The sequence below is a fragment of the Acinetobacter sp. FDAARGOS_724 genome (genome assembly GCF_013364475.1).
In the GTDB taxonomy this organism is placed as follows: Bacteria; Pseudomonadota; Gammaproteobacteria; order Pseudomonadales; family Moraxellaceae; genus Acinetobacter; species Acinetobacter variabilis.
Genome location: NZ_CP054908.1, coordinates 1,674,994 through 1,693,786 on the forward strand (window position 1 = coordinate 1,674,994; position 18,793 = coordinate 1,693,786).

The following is an 18,793-nucleotide window of genomic DNA, read 5'->3' on the forward strand; positions in this document are numbered from 1 at the left end:
TCAATCAACCACTTTTCATTGAAGTGCTGATAATAGCAGCTTCTTTTGCTTTAGATGGAGCGCTTTCATAAGCAGGAGCTGCTGCTTGAGACACGATAAGACTTAGATCTTGAACTCGATCACCGTACTCGCCATTAAGAATATCTAAAGCATCTTGCTTGGTATATGCAGTGTACGCGGATTCGAGTGATTTAACCAATTGCTCTAGCTTCTGCATAACTTCTTTGTGCCTAGGTTCATGCTCATAGTATGGAGGGAACAAAGGGCGATCATCATTTTCATCAGGGCTCTCAACACCATTATGGAAAGCATCTGGAAGTTTTCTTGCAACTGTCAGCATCAATAATCCAAAATCTTTCGGATCTACAGTAGTACAGTCCAAGATGTCTACCACTGCTGCCATTAAAGAAATTGAGGATGGACCATTACCTTCTTGCCAATCACCAGCATCACGCCATGCTTTAAGAATGCGACAAACTTTTCGTAAATGTTGACCAGTTCGTTGACACGCATCCTGGAACCATAAATGGACATCTTTCGGATCGCTTTTAATCCATTTTGCATCATTCTTGCGTACAGCTAAATTTACACAGTCAGTTTCAATTTGATCATAGAGAGCATGGTCGGCAACTGAAATGCTGTCGTACATTTCCATCGAAAATCGTCTGTTGGCAGCCTCTTTTAATAATACCTCTTTTTCCAAAAACTTCTCATAAGGAATTGCATACATTGGTACATCTATATGAACGCTTTTTGCTGGAATATTAATACGACCACACGTTTCCTTAGGTTCAAATGACCACCCATAGCGTTCAGCAGCTAAAGATTTAAGAGATGCATCCACCAAAAGTAATAGAAGTTGATGACCAATTGCAGGTTTATCTTCAAAGAACTGCATCGGAAGATATGTGCCATCATCAATGTCCATTTCTTGAGTAGGTTTATATGGACGATTCAATGTGTCGTACGTGAAGCTTCCTTGCGTCCAAAAGCGAGGATTGATCTTCATAAATTCATCTTTGAGATCAGGAGAAAGTTCCATGATGAGTTCAGATAAATTTCGTTGATCATCAATTGGAAGATATTTGAAATTTGTATTTTTGAACTCATTACGAAAGAGTAGTGCTGAATCAAATTGCTTAGATGATTTTACAAGTTGTTTGGCCTCGTCAAATACATCTCGTGTTCGTTCACGGACGATTTGTCGTAACGCTTTTAGACCCTCTTTCTCATGATCAGCAAGGATGAGCTGACCAATTAGACCGACATCACGATTAGTATAGTAACTGTGAAAATTCCAAGTCATGCTGCTACTCCATTATTATTAGATTTAACAAACGGTTTTGCTGTTTTCAGGAAGAAGTCACGCAATTCTTTAACTTCACTGTATCTCTCAGCACCCAATTTTTCCCCCATACCTTTGAGGGCATTTAAACTGCTCTGTGAAGCGTTATCCAAAGTGATGTCAGAAGATGCTTCATTTGGAATGGTTTCATCAATTTCAACGTAATTATTGGAGATACCAAGCACTTTTAGCTCCCGTAACAACATAAAACGTTGCAAGTGTTGGTTTGCAGTCATAGTGCTTAAAACAAGACGCTCGCCCATTCCCCATAAACCTAGGTAACCTTTTGAACATTTTTCAGATAACGTCTTGGGCCCAATACAGTAATTTTCGCTCAGAGTACCGATATTTAAAATTTTCACATCCTTAGGCTCTGCGGTTGGAAAGTCATCTTTCATATCTATCAAGACTTCGCGAATACCGATAAAACTAGGGTTATTAGAAACTAATCCGCCATCAGCAAAATAGTGATTTAGCTTGCTAATAAAATGTGGTTTGAAATAGGTTGGTGCAGCTGATGTGGCCATCGCTGCGTCAATCAACTTAATTTCTCCGTCAAGCGTAAACATAGGATTATGTGGTGTCTTGAAGAACTTTGGTCTGCCTGTAGATAGGTTGAGTGATGTAATCATTACTCGACGTTCAAGGTCGTCAAATTTAATGGTTTCACCAATCATACTTTTCACAGTTTCATACAAAGGATCACTTTTGTAGATTGGATAAAATGGTGTAATCCACTTTTTGAATCTGAAACGTTTCGCAGGAAAAATATGAGGTGCACTTTTTTCAAATGTTTCCTGCAAGTCCCGCGCACTTTTACCACTTGCTAATCCTAGTGCTAGAATGCCGCCTATAGATGTGCCTGTGATCAAATCAAAATAATCACCAATTTTGACACCAGTTCTTTTCTCTCGTTTTTCAATAATCGTTTCAAGTTGGGCAAGCAAGCTGATAGTGAAGAGGCCACGTACACCACCGCCATTTAAACTTAAAACTTTAATTTTTTCTGAATTGTCTGGCGGTGATGTACCTTGCGATTCTGGATGTTGAAGTGTATTCATTGTGTTCTCTTTTTTTATTAATTTTTTTTATATTGTGATCAAAAAATATTTTTCAAGGGAGAAAATTCAAGGTAATAATATTTTTATATCAACCTTTAGCACAGATGCTATTAAATAAAGTTTTTCTACTGTCAAATTGACTTCACCACGTTCAATACGCCCCATATAGCTACGATCAATACCACATTGAAGGGCTAACGATTCTTGAGTGACTTTTGATTCAATTCTTTTATTGCGGATTAATTGTCCAATCGCTACTGATAAGTCTGACATTTGAAACTAATTGCTCAAAAATAGAAATATCAAGAATTGAGGACTATATATCCACGGATTATAATCCGTATTTTTTAAATACCTATATGATTATGAAAAATGCCGTAAATCTACCTCTATACAATGAGTTTTTGGAAATATTTGATAAGCATAAAATTGTTAATTGGCAAGCTAAAAACTTTTGGCAAGTAATGGAATTGAATAAGCTTTGCGAAGAAAGAAAATGTAGACGTCAAATGTATGCTGGTTTGAAAGTACTTGTAAGATGTCAATACTTGAAAATTGATACAGACCAATCAAGTAAACAATTATTCATGTACAGTGAAACTCCAAGATTAGAAGAGTTAAGAAAAAAATATAGGAATGCTAAACTAGATAATATTTTTTCTAGAAAAAAAATATTATTCCTAGATGAAGTGGAAGAAAAGGAAGCAAATATAAATTTTATTAAAGACTTATTATCTAATGATAACTCATTAGAAAAATATTTCGTTGAAGTTAAAGAAGTATTGGAAAAAGATATAAGAAAACTTAAGTCTAACATTAAGCTAATGGATAGTATTATCAACAATAACAATAAATCTGTTTAATTAATTGTGATAATTGCATATTCATACATAAATGAACACTAAGTAGCTCTTAATATTGGACACCTATTCTTTCTTTACTTGGACAGTCAATTTACTGAACTTAAGTTAAGGAAAGACTTATAAATATTCATTTTCAGTCAAGTTTTCTAAGGAAATGTCGTTACGTAGTTAACTAGTCTTTTTCTTAATCTACAAATCTCTATACAATAAGTGGTTATTCAAGCATTGGTATCTTATGTCTACTGTAGAATCGTCATTAATATGAATATGTAGAGTTTTTATTAGCTCCAAATCAATATATTTTTTAAGTTTCCCAATAGTTTCAGCTCTATTGGATAATATGAATGTTTCAGAGTCTATATTTATTAATTTTAAATTTGAGAACAGATAAGTCTCTGGATCGTCGACTAACCACATCACTGGTTCATCAGGAAGTACAGCTATTATCTTCGCTTCATCAAATGGATTTATTCTATTAACAATTTTTCTTAGTGAAGCTATTAACTCACTGTCCAATTGATCTTGTAAACTATCAAGATCAATTTCTGAAATCCATAGAGCCATTTGCTGAGGATCACTAAAGTTCAAATAATTTGCCAAATTTTGAGCTTGCAATCGAGAACTCATTCCTAATTGCATTAAGACGATTGCACATTTATCTATCATCCCATATTCAAGTGCTTGGCTAATAAAATCAAATGTTTCCTCTTCAATAAGAAATTTATCTAGCATATCATCCCTAGATTTTATAAATTCTAGAGCCCAAACTAGAGTATAAGAGACATCCTTTTCTATAAAATTTACTATCGCATCAATCTTGTCATTTATGAAATATTTCTTACCAGTCAACCAATTAGACAAGATGAGTCGAATGTCATCATCATTTAGTGCATTATTATGTCTAAATTCTTGGATTGAAAATATTCTGAGAGATAACTCTATTAAATATTTTGTAATTGGATCTTCACTAAGATGAGGATATTTTAAAATTGACTGAATAAGAAATAAATCTCTGAAAATATCTTCAATGACTGAATTGCTATTATCGATTGTTTCTAAACTAACTCCTGAAAGATAAAGTTGTTTTCGTGATTCTTTTGTTGTTTTTAACCATAAGTTTTCGGCTCTTTTCTTAACAAATCCTTTTAGTAATAATTGTTCCTTATCACTAAATTCTTGTAGTTGCTTGTAAAAAAGGGATTTTTGTAAAGCTAGATCAATTTGCTCAGCTAGTTCAAAAATCTCAATATCTTTATCGCCAATTAGGTTGATTATAGAGTAGTCTAGTAGATTCAGTTTATCCCGCCATTGTTTTAACTCATTCTCTTCCTGAATACTAGCTTCAAAATTTTTTAAAGTTAAATCTATCCCAAAATTTGTATTTACTATGTATTCATAATATTTTTCAATTTCCTCCTCATTTAGACTATTTAATAGAGTGATTATTAAATTTATTACAATTTCTTTTAACCCACTCACTAATGAAAGTTGTTCTTTACCGTGGATTAAATCTTCCCAAGCTTTTGCTTTGTAGTTACTGTTATCGTAATTTGCATAAAGGACTATTCCTTGTAGATCGACAAACGATCTTCCTGCTCTGCCTATTACATTTTTAAATTCGGACTGTGGTATCAGCTTTTGCATTCGGTGGATAGATTGAAAAAGTACAACATTGACCTGTAAATTAAGACCTTGTGCTAATGTGGGAGACGATATAATCAGTTTTACTTTATAGTTCTTAAGTAATAATTCTAAAGCTGTTCGATATTCTTTAGGCAGGCTTCCATGATGAACAACAACCCCTAATTTTAAACATAATACAATATAGTGGTTAGAACCGAACAACTCATCCGCAATTCTTAAAGCATTTTTGAAATATTGAGAGTCTGAGTATATTTCTTTAAAATCTAGTTTATCTTTATTATTTAATTCTATTAGTTTTTTTGCTAAAGAGTTTACTGAACCCTTTAAAGGACAGTAAATAAGAATACTTTGATTCTCATGAATGAATTTAGATGCTATTGCTAAACATAACTCTTGTTGAGAATTAGGAAACTTTGATCTTTTTGTAATTGTAATCTTATTAATAAATTGAGGTATAAAAGGGTTTTGTGTACCTAGCACATAATCAAGTCTAAAAGCCGCACTAGAGGAATTTGGATACACTATTCCAAATCTTAGATCTGTTGGTCTCCAATTTATTGAGATAGCTTTTCCTTCTTCATCACGACTTATCCAACTCACAAAATCATCTAGTTGTTTACCACTTGGTAGAATAGCGGAGAGGCATACAATTCTTCTAGAATCTGAATCATGTCTATTTACTAAGCTTTGTATTAGAACTTCAAATTTAACTTCTCTTTCACCAGGTCCTATCATATGACCTTCATCAATTACAATTAGACCAACATCATTTAATAGCTCAGGATCATGTTTGAGTAAAAAATCTACCTTCTCTGGTGTACCTATTAATATATCGCTATCTGAAAATTGTTGTCTCTGATAACCATATAGACTTAGTCCACCGTATAAAGATGATACGGTATTACCTAAATCACGAAAGGAGTTCATTAATGTAATTTCAGTCTGAATTGATAAAGCTCTAAGTGGAGCAATATAAATTACTTTCTTTTTCTTTGATAATGCTCTTAAAATACATAATTCAGCAATTCTTGTTTTTCCTGCACTGGTCGGTAAGGAAATAACTAAATTTTCAAGGTCATTTACTGCTTTTTTAGCACCTTCAATTTGCGATGGCCATAAGTCAATTTCAGCATTATTTTTTTTCAATAACTGCCTGATAAATTCATATCTGTATCTCATCCAATCGCGATTATCATTCTCTACTGGTAATACTTTATGATAAGTGCGTTCCCACAAATCATTTAATAAATAAAAAGTTATTCTATAGATCCACCAATCCTCTAAAAAATCATACTTTAAACTGATCGATATATTTTCATTTAATTTTTTATTAATTGAATCTAAACGGCTATTATTTCCTATTTCAAGAAGGTCTATATATTCATAAATCACTTCTAAATATCTATCAATTAAAACACTATTTAAATAACTTAAGTGTGTAGAGGCTTCATCTAATTCATTATTTTCATCATTTATTAATAAATCTAAATCAGTTTTTAACGAAATTTTCCAAAGAGGAATATTTGCTAATAGCCCATTAAAATCTCTAATTAAAAGTAATCTTAAGCTTTTTTCTAGAATATTATCACTTAGATACTCTTCAGTTTTTTTTAAAAGACTATAACTTTTTGCTGAGTAATGCGCTAAATGATAGGAGCTAGCACACATCAATGCGTGAAATGAATAATTACTGTAGCTAGTTTCACCATTATAAATTATGGTCATTAAAGCAGTAGCAGCTTTTTCAAAAGCTTGATTTCTTAAAACTTCACTGACATTGTTATCTACACTTTTAATTGCTAGAGATAGCAATGAATACCCATAAGATAATATGTCATACGATAGTTCATCTGAGAAATCCGCGGCGTTATCAGGTAGAATTCCATTTTTCCAAATCATTGATCGTGCTAATCCTCGATCAATCAATCTTCCTCTAAACTCTGGATCTAAATACTTTGTAATTAATTCTTCTATTAACTCCTTATGCATAAATATCATCCAATTCTTTAAATACTGATGTAATAAAATCTTGATGTTTTTTTATTTTCAATCCTACTGAAATCTGACAATATTCACCTTCATAAGCCTCAAAAGCTGCTTTTTGAAGATTATTAGGATTTGACTTTGTAAATACAAACAATAGGTGCTTTACATCTTTTTTTCTAATTTGATTATTATATTTATGCATTTCTAATTTAGTTGCTAATTCCTCATTTTGTATTTCATAAAGACGTTCAATTATAAAGTCTAGAGAATGTGGTGACGGTTTACCATCATACTGATCTAGTTCTTTTCTTGCATCCGCTAGAGTATTGGTATTAAGACTTTGTACTGATTTAGCCTCACATTTAATAAATTTTATATTATCACCATCAATTTTTATTGCTATAACATCATCACCTCTCATTGCCATTTCACGATGATCACGCCATTGCAGTTTTTTTATAGGTACAATGTAATCTAAATGCTTTTCAATATAAGTTCGTGATATTACCTCACCAACATCACCTGAGCGAAGTTTTTTCCCTTTTGGGAACTTTGATTTTAATTTTATATATGCTGCTTCTTTACCTAACAATACCATTGTCCGTTCGAATGATAATTTAGATAAATAAGTTTCAGGAAATTCTGAAATTAATAAATTTTTTAAAGCATCAAAATTATCTTCTTTTAACTCTAAAAATTTGAAAGTATGCTGACCTATATTTATTTCATTTAAATCACATAAATCTTCGATCATAACTCTACCCCTTAAAGTTTTAAAAATTTTAGTAATTTAATAATTTGGATTTAACAATGTATAGAATAATAAAGATTTTTCATTAAATATACTCTTTTTATGGAGCTCTAGGTCGAAATATCTATTCTATTATCCTTGAACCTAGAAAAATTAATCGAACATAGTTTGTTATTGGCATGATAGTCAATTTAGTATCTTAATTCTTCTAATGAACCATAATGACACCATTCTACGATCCAAACGATGTCATTCTTAAAGACTGTTGATCATATTAACAGGCATTATAGATTATAAAGAAAGTCTGGGTGTAGTAGCACAGGATCATCTTGTAGACGTTCAAAATGGAAGATCAGTTAAGCAACTTAACTTGTGATTAGTAGAACATGTGGACTGGGCAGGATGGCATCCGCAATACTGAAAGGGGGTATCTGGTAACAAGTAGAGCGATGGTTGATGAAATTACAGACTATTTATCTAATAAGTCTCTTTTTTATTTTATTGATTAACTTTTTTAGGTTTAACACTTTTTATACTATTTCGATATGACATTTTGCTTAACACTATTGATATGACCTTATTACTTTTTCACCACCCCAACCGGTACGTACAAAGGAAATCTCTTTACTGGAACGACGGTATAAACGTGCAATGATTAATCCGAAGGTGACTAGGCCAACGAATATAATCCCCGCAATAATCAAAACATTATATAAATCAAAATTTAGCATTGTTCTAAAGTCTCTTTGGGCAAGCTTGATTTTTATAGGAAATTGGTTTAATTAAAGTTCAATAGCCTGAAAGCCATTTTTAGTTTTTTGAGTCAGAACAACTGTCTGACCTTGATTAAATATTTCATTGCATTCAGGTTCGACCAGCACATAATGGGTCTTACCATGCTGATCCTGAACTTTGGCCTGAGCAGGGGAGTTAGCTTTGGCATCTCCCAGAATAATGGTAGCGGTTCGTCCGATCAGTTCATCGCTATAGATCGCGATGGTTTCATCCTGAGGCAGAATTTTGGCAGCAAGCACGGACAGCCCACGTACAATCGGCATGCATAAAAATAAACAGGCAGGGGAAATAATCCATGCATTTAAAAGCTGGCTGGTAAATCGTTCGAACAGGCCTTGGATTAATAATCCGCTCAGACCATAACTGGTCAGGAAAATAATGAGCCAGATAAAGAGAGGCAGACGACCCAGATAAAGCCAGTCGAATACTTTATTGAGCAGGCCAGTATGCTGATCAACACCTACTTCCGGGTGAAGCGGTTCTTCAGGCAGAAATTGTTCGAACATATTTTGGGAGTCGCCTCCCAGCATCAGCAAGACACATTCCAAGGCAGCAAACATCAGCATCAGACTTAAACTGATACTAAATACAATGTTGGAAGGATGAGTGAACAGTTCCCACATGAGTTTCTGTCTCTAATTATGGTTTTATAGAAATTTTATGACCCTGTTAAAGATAACAGTTATTAATAAAATTGTAAGTAAAAAAACAACAAAAATCCCTATCGGGATAACTTGATAAAACTAATATTTAACAACATGTGATGTATTTTTCTTAGCTACAAATAAATGTCGACTATTATATAAGTGAGCGAATCTGAGGATTTATCTAAAGAATAGAAAAGCAATTGATGTACGTCTGCTTTTCTATCCCTATATAGATGTATAAAAAACTAAAGGATGGCGGTCTGGATACGGACTTTCATTTCTAGGGCTTGTTGCAGGATATAGCTCTTCATCCATTGCACCTGTTCGCCCATTGGATTGGTTTTTACTGCAGTCTCCAGAAATTTAAGTTCAGGCTGATTAAATAGTTGTTCGTCGAGAGCCTGTTCCAATACCTGAGTATTTGCAGACAAAGGTAAGGTCACCAAGAAGAATGCTTTAGGATAGTTATAGAAAGTATAAAGCAGGTTAAAAGCCTTTTGATCGCCTCTCAGATTGCCGGCACCTATTTCGTAACCTGCCTGCTGGTTGCTATAAGTCATACCGAGCAGGTATTCCCATTGACCATTCAGCTTACGCAGGCCAAACTGCACGCCAATCTGATCCGTTGTCAGTTCATGCTGGATATAAATATTTAATGGACTGCCATCTTCAGTATAGGGTTCCTGAAGAACCAAAATATGTTGCTGGTGCTGGTAAATAAAACCGGCAAGTTTTGCCTGTTACAGACGGGATTTTAAAGTATCTAGGGCGTGTCCTCATTTGGCTTTACACCAAATAAACATGCAAGCAATGTAAATCATAGACTGGTAATTTCGTGCAAGCTTATCAAATCGGGTTGCAATCGCTCGGAAATGCTTCAATCTCGCAAAAGCATTTTCAACTAAATGTCTTAATTTATATATATTTATCAAATTCCTTATTTGATCTTTTACTGTTTGATCTCAATGGAATAATGGGAATCATATTCTTGTTTTTGGCACATATTCTAATGTGCTCAGCATCATACCCCTTGTCAGCAATGAGATAAGTTGCCTCGCCTACAATATCAATCAGTTGTTTTGCAACTTGACTGTCGTGGACGTCACCCCCAGTGATTTTAAAATCAATCGGTAATCCATTCGCGTCGGTTGCAAGATGTATTTTTGTTGTTCGTCCACCGCGTGATTGTCCAATTGCTCTTTCGAAACCATGCCGAGCTCCACTTGCATGTTGATGCACGCGTATGTAGCTTCCATCAATGAATACCCGTTCCTGATCCAGAATGCCTCGTAATCTAAAAAAAATTTATCCCATAATCCCTTACTTGCCCAGCGATTAAAGCGATTGTAAGCAGTTTGCCAAGGGCAAAGTTCTTGAGGAATATCACGCCATGTCGCACCCGTACGTAGTTTCCATAAGATCGCTTCCATGATATTTCTACTATTCTTTGAACGGTAGCAACCATGTAATCGCATAGTATCTTGAATTTGGTGCCAGATATCATCGGTAAGAAGAGTACGTGCCATTGAAAATATAGAAATAAAAATAACTTAAAGGAGGATTTTAAGTATTTAAAACCAATTCTTCAAATGAGGACACGCCCTAAATCAAATTCGTTATAAGGCATACATAGTTTATAAATTGGAAGAACTAATCCTACTCTAATTTTTTTTCACCACGATGTGAACTGTCCGTTTAGATGATTAATATATCATTTCATTACTAAAAGTAATCTTCCAGAGTGCTTTGACTAAACAATCAATTGTCTTTATTTAGCTAAGCTATCAGATTCATAAAAACTGATAGTTGATATTAGTGAATTTTTATATGACGTTTTAATATATGAATATCACAAAACAAGCAATCGTTATGAGAAGTTAATCACTATAATGAATATAAATTTTATAAAGTGTAATAAGTACACGTGTAATACGCAGGTTGTCCATGTCATTAAATGAGGAAAGACTTACTCATCTTAAACAGCTTGAAGCTGAGAGTATTCACATCATTCGCGAAGTTGCTGCCGAGTTTGAAAACCCAGTCATGCTTTATTCGATTGGTAAAGATTCCGCGGTAATGCTGCATCTAGCATTAAAAGCGTTTTACCCTGCAAAACTTCCATTCCCGCTACTTCATGTAGACACGGGCTGGAAATTCAAAGACATGATTGCCTTCCGTGACAACATGGCAAAAACTCATGGCTTTGATCTGATCGTGCATCAGAACAAAGAAGGTCGTGATGCGGGCGTAAACCCATTCGACTATGGTAGCTCTAAATATACTGACATTATGAAAACCCAAGGCTTGAAACAGGCTTTGGACAAATATCAGTTTGATGCTGCTTTTGGTGGTGCACGTCGTGACGAAGAAAAATCACGTGCCAAAGAACGTGTTTATTCATTCCGTGACTCTAAACACCGTTGGGATCCGAAAAACCAGCGCCCAGAACTTTGGAACCTTTACAATGGTAAAGTGAACAAAGGCGAAAGTATTCGCGTATTCCCATTGTCTAACTGGACTGAGCTGGACATCTGGCAATATATCTATCTTGAAAATATCAAACTTGTTCCATTGTACTTAGCTGCTGAACGTCCAGTCGTTGAGCGTAATGGTACGCTGATTATGGTTGATGATGAGCGTATGCGCCTGAATCCAGGCGAAGTGCCACAAATGAAATCGGTTCGTTTCCGTACTTTAGGTTGTTATCCATTAACGGGTGCAGTTGAATCAACTGCAACAACTTTACCGGAAATTATCCAGGAAATGCTTTTAGCGACCACATCTGAACGTCAAGGCCGTATGATCGACCATGATGAAGCAGGTTCGATGGAAAAGAAAAAGCAGGAAGGTTACTTCTAAGAGAACTCTCCCCCGGCCCCTCTTTTTCAAAGAGGGGAGAAAAAAGTCTCCCTTAACAAAGGGAGATTTAGAGGGATCAAAAGAAACCGATTTCAACGTATTTGTGGAGCTATGAGCGATGTCTCACCAATCAGAACTTATTAGCCAAGACATTTTGGCTTATTTGAAACAGCACGAAAATAAAGACTTATTGCGTTTCCTGACTTGCGGTAACGTGGATGATGGTAAATCAACCCTGATCGGTCGTCTGCTTTATGATTCAAAACTGATTTATGAAGATCAGCTGCAAGCGGTTACCCGTGACTCTAAAAAAGTAGGTACCACTGGCGATGCACCCGATTTGGCGCTGCTTGTTGATGGCCTGCAAGCTGAACGTGAGCAGGGTATTACTATTGATGTCGCTTACCGTTATTTCTCAACTGAAAAACGTAAGTTCATCATTGCCGACACTCCGGGACACGAACAGTACACTCGTAACATGGCAACTGGTGCGTCTACTGCGGATCTTGCCATCATCCTGATCGATGCACGCTACGGTGTTCAGACTCAAACACGTCGTCACTCATTTATTGCGAGCCTGTTAGGTATTCGTAATATCGTGGTTGCAGTGAACAAAATGGACCTAGTTGAATTCTCTGAAGCACGCTTCAATGAAATTCAAGCTGAGTACAACAAGTTCGTGGATCAGTTGGGCGATCGTAAACCTGAAAATATTATTTTCACACCGATTTCTGCGTTGAACGGTGATAACGTGGTAAACAAATCACCAAATACGCCGTGGTACCAAGGTCAAACCTTAATGGAGACTTTGGAAACTGTAGAAATTACGCGTAATACCAGCAAAGACGAATTCCGTTTCCCAGTTCAATACGTCAACCGTCCTAACCTCGACTTCCGTGGTTTCTGCGGTACCATCGCACTGGGTGAAGTGAAAGTTGGCGATGAAATTGTTGCGCTGCCATCTGGCAAAAAATCAACAGTAAAAGAAATCGTCACTTTTGACGGTAATCTGGATCATGCTGTAGCTGGTCAAGCTGTTACTTTAACACTGAACGATGAGATTGATATTTCACGTGGTAACGTGTTGGTAAAAGCGGGCGAACAACCACTGATCTCACGTTCTGCTCGCGCGTCTGTAGTGTGGATGAACGATCAGCCGCTTGTCGTTGGCAAACTTTATAACGTGAAGTTTGGTACTCAAACTATCCCTGCGAAAGTTGCGAAAATTAACTACCGTACCAATGTCAATACATTGGAAAAACTACAAGTAGAGCAGCTTGATCTGAATGCGATTGCTGATGTCACTATCGAATTTGATGCGCCAGTGGTATTTGACCGTTATCAAGACAGCCGTTACACAGGTTCATTCATCTTCATCGACCGTCTAAGCAACGTGACGGTTGGTGCGGGTATGGTTGAAGCTGCAGTGGAATGGACTGCACATAACGAGCCTGTCACTGCTGAAGCACGTGCTGCACGTTTAGGTCAAAAACCTGCTGCAGTCACTGTCACTGCTAAAGCGCTAGAAAATGCTCAAGCACTTGAAAGCCTGTTGATTCAACAAGGTGTGGTCGCAATTGCGAAAGCGGGTCTGACTGCTGAACAGGTTGCGCTTGTTCGTGAAACTGGTGTAGTAGTGATTACTGACCTTACAGAAGGTACAGATGTGACTTACACAGCCGATGCAGTTGAAGAACTGGCTGAGAAAATTGTGGAATTGGTTCGTCTATAAGGCTGAACTGATTTAAGAAAAACCCGCTGTAAGGCGGGTTTTTTATTGTCTGAATTTTGATTGTTTGAAAATCATTCGAATAATAAAAATGTGATCTTTCAATTTATTCGCTGCTTTATACAATGCTCCGTAGATGGGGGAGTGTATGAAAAAATTATTATTACTAGTTGGACTATGTGTAGCTTTTGGGGCTGAAGCAAAGCAGAGCAGCCAAGGTGTAGAAGCAATTAAACAGAAGATTATTCAACAATCGATTGAAAGCTATCCGGGAAATTGTCCTTGTCCATACAATACAGCGCGTAATGGTAGTCGTTGCGGCAAGCGTAGTGCTTATAACCGTGCTGGTGGTTATGCACCACTTTGCTATCCGGAAGATGTTAGTGATCGGATGGTGCGAGAATATAAAAGTTAAAATTTAAGTTGAGGCACTAAGATTATAAATCATCTATTTTTATACATTTACATAAGACAGTAACTATACAAAAGGTTCCTAGTTAAGTGTTGTAATCTCAACTGAGAAAATGGCTTTATAAGGAAGAATGTTTTTCACAAGTATTTCGTGCCTATTTTTCTTCTTAAATTTAACTTTTATTGCGTCACTTGAAATAAATTCAATATTATCTATGATAAGATATATCTTAATTAAATTTAAGATATATCTTTGTTATGTCTAAAACACCTCATTTTGTCTTAACAGAAGAACGAGAAAGTCCCGCAAAACCTCGTAAACGCCTCTTTGAAGCAGGTGAAATGAAACTGCTCGTGCTGCATTTTATTGCTCAAGCGCCTAAGTACAGCTATGACATTATCAAAGATGTTGCTGCTTTGGTTGGGGGGGACTATAAACCGAGTACAGGCACGATCTGTCCAACAATTAGCTATCTTGAAGAACAGCAATATACCCAAGTAGTTATGAGTGCTGATGAGCGTAAGCAGTATCACATTACAGGCAAAGGCCGTGAACATCTTAAAGATAGTCAGGAAACTCTTCAAAAAGTGCTTAGCCGTTTTGAAACCCGTCGCCGTATTCAAGAAGATGAACGCTATATCGATATCCATAATTCAATGGAAAACCTGAAAGCTTCATTACGATTCAAACTGCAAAATGAACTTCGTCCAGAGCAGCTCAGTGATATTGCTGCTCAGATAGAACAGGCTGCAATTAATATCCGTCAACTGTAGGAGCAGGACATGAAACAACATCAATATGAAGTGACTGTTAAACATCTGGCTGATGCTCAAGGTAATCCATCAACCTATACTGAGGAGCTACAGTTTCAGATAGGTAATCACGATGACATCTTTAAAATACTGGAAAAACTTCAAGCCAGTCAGTTGCTGGATTCGGAAAGCACCAAGGCATTTACTGTTGGTTTAAAACTGTTTAGTGAAGTCATGCTGGAAAATAAAGATTTGCCACTCTTCAAGGAATTCATGCCGCAATTTGCCCAGTTTATGAAATCCCTGAAACAGACAGCTAAAGCGCAAAGTGAAGGAAAGTAAGTATTCTAAAGGTCATTTATGAAAAATAATCTCCCAAAATTTCACCCAAAACATCTGAACTGGTTAATGCCCTTGATTCTTTCCGGCATTATGAGTGGCGCGATTTCCTGTTTTAACATGCTGCTGAATAAAGGCTGGAGCAATGCGTTTATCTCGCTATGGCTACATGCTTGGGGACTGTCATGGCTGGTGGCATTTCCACTGATTCTACTTGTCTTGCCGCTGGTACGTAAATTCCTGATACAGTTTGTGCAGATGCCAGATCAATCTGCTAAATAAGAAATTGTTTATTCGAATCAGTCGGAATCGGATGATCCATTTAGAACTTGAAATAAAATAGATTTCATTTCAGTTAGGCTTTTCACACCAGCAATACGGTGAATAATCTGTCCATTTTTAAAGATAAGAGTAGAAGGCAGGCCATAGACGTTATAGCGTAAGGTCAGAATCGGTGATTGATCGACATTGATTTTACCGAACTTAATTTCTGGATCATGTCTAGCATATTGTGTTGCCAGTGCATCAAAAACTGGAAAATTCTGTACACAGGGCTTGCACCAGTCAGCATAAAACCGGATCACAGCAAGGCCTTCAAACCATTCGAAGTCACTGTAATTATCTTCATTGTAGGTGATGACTGCTGACATGAATTTGCTCTCATCATTTCAAAATTAAGATTTAAACCAGCTCATAGTGAGTTCAGCCTGACCGGTATTCTCATCGATTCTTTGATTGATCATCTTAAAACCCTGCTTTTGGTAAAAATGAACTGCTGATGTATTTGCAGCATAGACATTTAAATGCAGCTGATCACATTGCCGTTTTAAGAAATCAACTAAACGGCGGCCATAGCCAGCACCTTGCTGCTCAGGATCAATGAAAAGTGCAGCTAAAACATTTTCCGATTTTAATAATGAAACAAAGCCAAGCACCGTATGATTTTCTTTAAGGACATAGTTTTCTGCTAAGGGTAAATATACCTCTCGCATTGGAAGTAGCTGATTTTCCCAATAACTAGCAGGAATAAAATCATGCGCCTTTAAAGAAGCCTGGAACCAGATTTCAAGAATAGCTTCGATATCCTCGGTTTTCGCTTTTGTAATTATTGTCATCAGTGGTCTTATATCAATTTACTAAATAGGCAGCTGATTATACATAAGTCCATGCTGCTTCAATCCATAGCATTTCTATGTTCAAATAAGTTCGAAAAATACGAAACGTGAATATTAGGGAAAGAATCCATGACGCAACATAGCATGCAACAAGTCATCATTACAGAACCGGGTGATGTAGAGAAACTCGCTTATGAAACCGTTGCCATCCCTGAACCTAAAGCAGACGAAGTGCTAGTCAAGGTACATGCTTTCGGGATTAACCGTCCGGATATCTTGCAGCGTCAGGGCTTGTATCCAATGCCTAAGGGAGTGACTCCGGTACCGGGTCTGGAAGTTGCCGGTGAAGTGGTTGCAGTCGGGAGTAAAGTAAGCCAGTTTAAAGTAGGTGACAAAGTCTGCGGTCTGACCAATGGCGGTGGTTATGCAGAATATAGCGTCGTGCCTGAAAGCCAGACTTTAAACATTCCTGAAGGTGTGAGTTTTGTACAGGCTGCGGCGATTCCGGAAACCTTTTTCACTGTTTGGGCAAATGTGTTCCAGATGGGTAAGGCTAAGGCAGGAGAGACTGTACTGATTCATGGCGGAACTAGCGGAATCGGAACCACGGCCTTAATGCTGTGCAAATCTCTAGGCATCAAAACCTTCGCGACAGCAGGCAGTGATGAAAAAATTCAGGCGATTTCACATCTGACCACAGGAATCAATTACAAGACCCAAGACTTTGAGCAGGTCATCAATGAAGCTACGGATAATGCCGGTGTAGATGTGATTCTGGATATGGTGGGTGCGCCGTACCTAGAGAAAAATCTGAATCTGCTGCGTCGTGATGGTCGTCTGGTGTATATTGCATTCCTGGGCGGCGCTAAAGCTAAGGATGTAAAATTGGGTCAAATCATGATGAAACGTTTGACCATTACTGGTTCTACCATGCGTGCACGCAATACGGCTGAGAAAGCTGAAATTGCCCAAGGCCTGAAAGAGCATGTGACACCACTCTGGGTAAAAGGCGAATGTTTACCGATGATTTATAAAACCTTCAAGTTTGACCAGATTCAGGATGCGCATGCAACGATGGATACGGGTGAACATATTGGTAAGATTGTGGTGGAAATCATCTAATTATTCTTGTGATAGAAATACTAAAAGCCAACTTTTGTTGGCTTTTATTTTGCATAAAAAACGATAACTAATTTAAATTAATTGTTTGAAATAGGGATATAAATTTTAAAAAACGGTAAAAAGTGTCGATTGTTCGACACAACCTGTCAAAACCGAGGAGTAAATTAGCGCTTAAATATAATCTGACTAAATTGTTTGGTATTAGATGAAAGGTCACGTATTAAAAGGAAGTATATTATGAAGATAGTGTCGACCCCTTATACGCATGAACATGGCTTTCGTGCATTGAAGCGTTTGCATAAAGCGATTATCCGTAATCAGTTACTTCGTTCCGACTTACACAAGCTGTATCAAGCCATGTTGCATCTGGAACGCTATATGGAACGGCTGAGCCACTCAGCACCGAAACCACACTACAAACGTCGTAAAAAATCTTAAATACCCCTTGCCTATTAGCCTTAAGTTGAAGTGAATAACTCTAATCTCCTTTTTATTTGGCTGTATAATTTTCCCATAATTTAAAAATTCTAAGCAGATGATTCATTGTGCTGCACAAGCGGCATGAAGGTAAGCATCCGGCTAACACAGCCTTACCAAGCGATCCTATAAGCCTTAATTTAGTTCCCACCTAAAAACAAGTGGGGACTTAATCCATGAACATGGATATATATTCAGCAACACCTCCTGTTGCTAAAAAACGCCGAAAATACAGCAAAGAATTCAAACTCAGTATTGTCAATGCCTGCAAAAATCCTAATACCTCGATCGCTTCGGTCGCACTGCAACATAGTATTAATGCCAACCTTGTCAGTCGTTGGATCAGGATCTTCAGCCATCATGAGGGTGCCGTGCAGGATCCTACTCATGTGAATCCAGCATTTATTGCTTTGCCTTACACTGCTGCAATCAGCCAACCTATTGATGAGAGGATCACGTTGTGTATCACCGTGCCTCATACGAATAATGATATTCAGCTAAAATGGCAGACATCAGAAATACCTGCCTTGGCAGAATTACTCAAGGCACTTGCAACATGATCCGCATTGATGAAATCTGGTTGTCTACTCAGCCCATGGACATGCGTGCAGGTATGGATACGACCATGGCTCAGGTGGTGAGAGCCTTTGGCTACATCAAACCGCATTGTGCTTACCTGTTCTGTAATAAACGTGGCCATCGCATGAAAGTGCTGGTACATGATGGATTGGGCATCTGGCTGTGTGCCCGGCGGCTGGAACAGGGCAAATTTCACTGGGCTCAAGTTCACCAAGGTGAAACCGTGGCCCTCAGCCCGGAACAGTTACAGGCACTGATCCAAGGTTTGCCCTGGCAGCGCATTGGACGACAGCAGGTGGTGACGATGCTTTAAACCA

Annotated in this window: 20 protein-coding genes and 2 pseudogenes; 11 read left to right on the forward strand and 11 right to left on the reverse strand. The window is 37.1% G+C overall.

Annotated features, from left to right (window positions below; translation table 11 throughout):
- Positions 1-4: 4 nt before the first annotated feature.
- The 3 genes from FOC32_RS09170 to FOC32_RS09180 all read right to left on the reverse strand — a co-directional run bounded on the left by FOC32_RS09170 (position 5) and on the right by FOC32_RS09180 (position 2,679).
- Positions 5-1,306 carry a CBASS cGAMP synthase gene (locus tag FOC32_RS09170; RefSeq protein WP_175967102.1) on the reverse strand — a complete coding sequence of 434 codons (1,302 nt, stop codon included), beginning with the start codon at positions 1,304-1,306 and terminating at the stop codon, positions 5-7.
- Complete coding sequence (locus FOC32_RS09175; protein WP_175967104.1) at positions 1,303-2,406, reverse strand: CBASS cGAMP-activated phospholipase; 1,104 nt, start codon at positions 2,404-2,406, stop codon at positions 1,303-1,305. The genes FOC32_RS09170 and FOC32_RS09175 overlap by 4 nt, the downstream gene beginning before the upstream one ends.
- A gap of 66 nt (positions 2,407-2,472) precedes the next feature.
- Positions 2,473-2,679: a helix-turn-helix domain-containing protein gene (locus tag FOC32_RS09180; RefSeq protein ID WP_175967106.1), complete on the reverse strand. Its 207-nt coding sequence runs from the start codon at positions 2,677-2,679 to the stop codon at positions 2,473-2,475.
- A 92-nt stretch (positions 2,680-2,771) separates the two neighbouring features.
- Between FOC32_RS09180 and FOC32_RS09185 the strand changes: the two genes are divergently transcribed.
- Positions 2,772-3,269 (forward strand): hypothetical protein, encoded by a 498-nt coding sequence (locus FOC32_RS09185; RefSeq protein ID WP_175967108.1) that lies wholly within the window; start codon positions 2,772-2,774, stop codon positions 3,267-3,269.
- Between the two features lie 189 nt (positions 3,270-3,458).
- Here FOC32_RS09185 and FOC32_RS09190 read toward each other — a convergent pair whose 3' ends face one another.
- From FOC32_RS09190 to FOC32_RS09210, 6 genes and pseudogenes are all read right to left on the reverse strand, one after another.
- Complete coding sequence (locus tag FOC32_RS09190; RefSeq protein WP_175967110.1) at positions 3,459-6,902, reverse strand: DEAD/DEAH box helicase; 3,444 nt, start codon at positions 6,900-6,902, stop codon at positions 3,459-3,461.
- Positions 6,895-7,653 (reverse strand): Hachiman antiphage defense system protein HamA, encoded by a 759-nt coding sequence (locus FOC32_RS09195; protein ID WP_175967112.1) that lies wholly within the window; start codon positions 7,651-7,653, stop codon positions 6,895-6,897. The genes FOC32_RS09190 and FOC32_RS09195 overlap by 8 nt, the downstream gene beginning before the upstream one ends.
- A 575-nt stretch (positions 7,654-8,228) precedes the next feature.
- Positions 8,229-8,381: pseudogene (locus FOC32_RS17260) on the reverse strand (band 7 protein); the annotation flags it as partial.
- A gap of 51 nt (positions 8,382-8,432) precedes the next feature.
- Positions 8,433-9,068: a YqiJ family protein gene (locus FOC32_RS09200; protein WP_175967113.1), complete on the reverse strand. Its 636-nt coding sequence runs from the start codon at positions 9,066-9,068 to the stop codon at positions 8,433-8,435.
- Positions 9,069-9,337: 269 nt separating this feature from the next.
- Complete coding sequence (locus FOC32_RS09205) at positions 9,338-9,811, reverse strand: hypothetical protein (protein ID WP_228761302.1); 474 nt, start codon at positions 9,809-9,811, stop codon at positions 9,338-9,340.
- Positions 9,812-9,868: 57 nt separating this feature from the next.
- Positions 9,869-10,618 (reverse strand): annotated as a pseudogene (locus FOC32_RS09210) (IS5 family transposase).
- A gap of 418 nt (positions 10,619-11,036) precedes the next feature.
- Between FOC32_RS09210 and cysD the strand changes: the two are divergent.
- From cysD to FOC32_RS09240, 6 genes are all read left to right on the forward strand, one after another.
- On the forward strand, positions 11,037-11,951 hold the full coding sequence (cysD, locus tag FOC32_RS09215) for a sulfate adenylyltransferase subunit CysD (RefSeq protein WP_175967114.1): 915 nt from the start codon (positions 11,037-11,039) through the stop codon (positions 11,949-11,951).
- Positions 11,952-12,069: 118 nt separating this feature from the next.
- The gene (cysN, locus tag FOC32_RS09220) at positions 12,070-13,683 is read left to right on the forward strand and encodes a sulfate adenylyltransferase subunit CysN (RefSeq protein ID WP_104426435.1); all 1,614 of its coding nucleotides are present in this window, start codon (positions 12,070-12,072) and stop codon (positions 13,681-13,683) included.
- 145 nt (positions 13,684-13,828) lie between these two features.
- Complete coding sequence (locus FOC32_RS09225; RefSeq protein WP_034580874.1) at positions 13,829-14,095, forward strand: hypothetical protein; 267 nt, start codon at positions 13,829-13,831, stop codon at positions 14,093-14,095.
- 254 nt (positions 14,096-14,349) lie between these two features.
- Positions 14,350-14,865 carry a PadR family transcriptional regulator gene (locus tag FOC32_RS09230; protein WP_175967115.1) on the forward strand — a complete coding sequence of 172 codons (516 nt, stop codon included), beginning with the start codon at positions 14,350-14,352 and terminating at the stop codon, positions 14,863-14,865.
- 9 nt (positions 14,866-14,874) lie between these two features.
- On the forward strand, positions 14,875-15,186 hold the full coding sequence (locus tag FOC32_RS09235) for a DUF3861 domain-containing protein (protein ID WP_175967116.1): 312 nt from the start codon (positions 14,875-14,877) through the stop codon (positions 15,184-15,186).
- Positions 15,187-15,204: 18 nt separating this feature from the next.
- Positions 15,205-15,465 (forward strand): DUF2798 domain-containing protein, encoded by a 261-nt coding sequence (locus tag FOC32_RS09240; protein WP_175967117.1) that lies wholly within the window; start codon positions 15,205-15,207, stop codon positions 15,463-15,465.
- Positions 15,466-15,482: 17 nt separating this feature from the next.
- Here the strand turns inward: FOC32_RS09240 and FOC32_RS09245 are convergent, their stop codons facing one another.
- Together FOC32_RS09245 and FOC32_RS09250 are read right to left on the reverse strand one after the other, a co-directional pair.
- The gene (locus FOC32_RS09245; RefSeq protein ID WP_175967118.1) at positions 15,483-15,833 is read right to left on the reverse strand and encodes a thioredoxin family protein; all 351 of its coding nucleotides are present in this window, start codon (positions 15,831-15,833) and stop codon (positions 15,483-15,485) included.
- Positions 15,834-15,857: 24 nt separating this feature from the next.
- Positions 15,858-16,298: an N-acetyltransferase gene (locus FOC32_RS09250; protein ID WP_175967119.1), complete on the reverse strand. Its 441-nt coding sequence runs from the start codon at positions 16,296-16,298 to the stop codon at positions 15,858-15,860.
- A gap of 129 nt (positions 16,299-16,427) precedes the next feature.
- Here FOC32_RS09250 and FOC32_RS09255 point away from each other — a divergent pair, with 129 nt between their 5' ends.
- The 4 genes from FOC32_RS09255 (at position 16,428) to tnpB (ending at position 18,789) form a co-directional block, all read left to right on the forward strand.
- On the forward strand, positions 16,428-17,420 hold the full coding sequence (locus tag FOC32_RS09255) for an NAD(P)H-quinone oxidoreductase (protein WP_175967120.1): 993 nt from the start codon (positions 16,428-16,430) through the stop codon (positions 17,418-17,420).
- Positions 17,421-17,657: 237 nt separating this feature from the next.
- Complete coding sequence (locus tag FOC32_RS09260; RefSeq protein WP_004782944.1) at positions 17,658-17,858, forward strand: hypothetical protein; 201 nt, start codon at positions 17,658-17,660, stop codon at positions 17,856-17,858.
- 215 nt (positions 17,859-18,073) lie between these two features.
- A complete protein-coding gene (locus FOC32_RS09265) occupies positions 18,074-18,457 on the forward strand; it encodes a transposase (RefSeq protein WP_001055585.1) in 384 nt (127 codons plus the stop codon).
- Positions 18,454-18,789 carry an IS66 family insertion sequence element accessory protein TnpB gene (tnpB, locus tag FOC32_RS09270; protein ID WP_000618091.1) on the forward strand — a complete coding sequence of 112 codons (336 nt, stop codon included), beginning with the start codon at positions 18,454-18,456 and terminating at the stop codon, positions 18,787-18,789. The genes FOC32_RS09265 and tnpB overlap by 4 nt, the downstream gene beginning before the upstream one ends.
- Positions 18,790-18,793 lie beyond the last annotated feature (4 nt).

What these genes read in the sequence shown, in the direction of transcription:
- tnpB (WP_000618091.1), top strand. Translation starts at nt 18,454, where the DNA reads ATGATCCGCATTGATGAAATCTGGTTGTCTACTCAGCCCATGGACATG.
- FOC32_RS09180 (WP_175967106.1), bottom strand. Translation starts at nt 2,679, where the DNA reads ATGTCAGACTTATCAGTAGCGATTGGACAATTAATCCGCAATAAAAGA.
- FOC32_RS09245 (WP_175967118.1), bottom strand. Translation starts at nt 15,833, where the DNA reads ATGTCAGCAGTCATCACCTACAATGAAGATAATTACAGTGACTTCGAA.
- FOC32_RS09265 (WP_001055585.1), top strand. Translation starts at nt 18,074, where the DNA reads ATGAACATGGATATATATTCAGCAACACCTCCTGTTGCTAAAAAACGC.
- FOC32_RS09225 (WP_034580874.1), top strand. Translation starts at nt 13,829, where the DNA reads ATGAAAAAATTATTATTACTAGTTGGACTATGTGTAGCTTTTGGGGCT.
- FOC32_RS09200 (WP_175967113.1), bottom strand. Translation starts at nt 9,068, where the DNA reads ATGTGGGAACTGTTCACTCATCCTTCCAACATTGTATTTAGTATCAGT.
- FOC32_RS09175 (WP_175967104.1), bottom strand. Translation starts at nt 2,406, where the DNA reads ATGAATACACTTCAACATCCAGAATCGCAAGGTACATCACCGCCAGAC.
- FOC32_RS09170 (WP_175967102.1), bottom strand. Translation starts at nt 1,306, where the DNA reads ATGACTTGGAATTTTCACAGTTACTATACTAATCGTGATGTCGGTCTA.
- FOC32_RS09240 (WP_175967117.1), top strand. Translation starts at nt 15,205, where the DNA reads ATGAAAAATAATCTCCCAAAATTTCACCCAAAACATCTGAACTGGTTA.
- FOC32_RS09230 (WP_175967115.1), top strand. Translation starts at nt 14,350, where the DNA reads ATGTCTAAAACACCTCATTTTGTCTTAACAGAAGAACGAGAAAGTCCC.
- FOC32_RS09260 (WP_004782944.1), top strand. Translation starts at nt 17,658, where the DNA reads ATGAAGATAGTGTCGACCCCTTATACGCATGAACATGGCTTTCGTGCA.
- cysN (WP_104426435.1), top strand. Translation starts at nt 12,070, where the DNA reads ATGTCTCACCAATCAGAACTTATTAGCCAAGACATTTTGGCTTATTTG.
- FOC32_RS09190 (WP_175967110.1), bottom strand. Translation starts at nt 6,902, where the DNA reads ATGCATAAGGAGTTAATAGAAGAATTAATTACAAAGTATTTAGATCCA.
- FOC32_RS09255 (WP_175967120.1), top strand. Translation starts at nt 16,428, where the DNA reads ATGACGCAACATAGCATGCAACAAGTCATCATTACAGAACCGGGTGAT.
- cysD (WP_175967114.1), top strand. Translation starts at nt 11,037, where the DNA reads ATGTCATTAAATGAGGAAAGACTTACTCATCTTAAACAGCTTGAAGCT.
- FOC32_RS09195 (WP_175967112.1), bottom strand. Translation starts at nt 7,653, where the DNA reads ATGATCGAAGATTTATGTGATTTAAATGAAATAAATATAGGTCAGCAT.
- FOC32_RS09235 (WP_175967116.1), top strand. Translation starts at nt 14,875, where the DNA reads ATGAAACAACATCAATATGAAGTGACTGTTAAACATCTGGCTGATGCT.
- FOC32_RS09185 (WP_175967108.1), top strand. Translation starts at nt 2,772, where the DNA reads ATGAAAAATGCCGTAAATCTACCTCTATACAATGAGTTTTTGGAAATA.
- FOC32_RS09250 (WP_175967119.1), bottom strand. Translation starts at nt 16,298, where the DNA reads ATGACAATAATTACAAAAGCGAAAACCGAGGATATCGAAGCTATTCTT.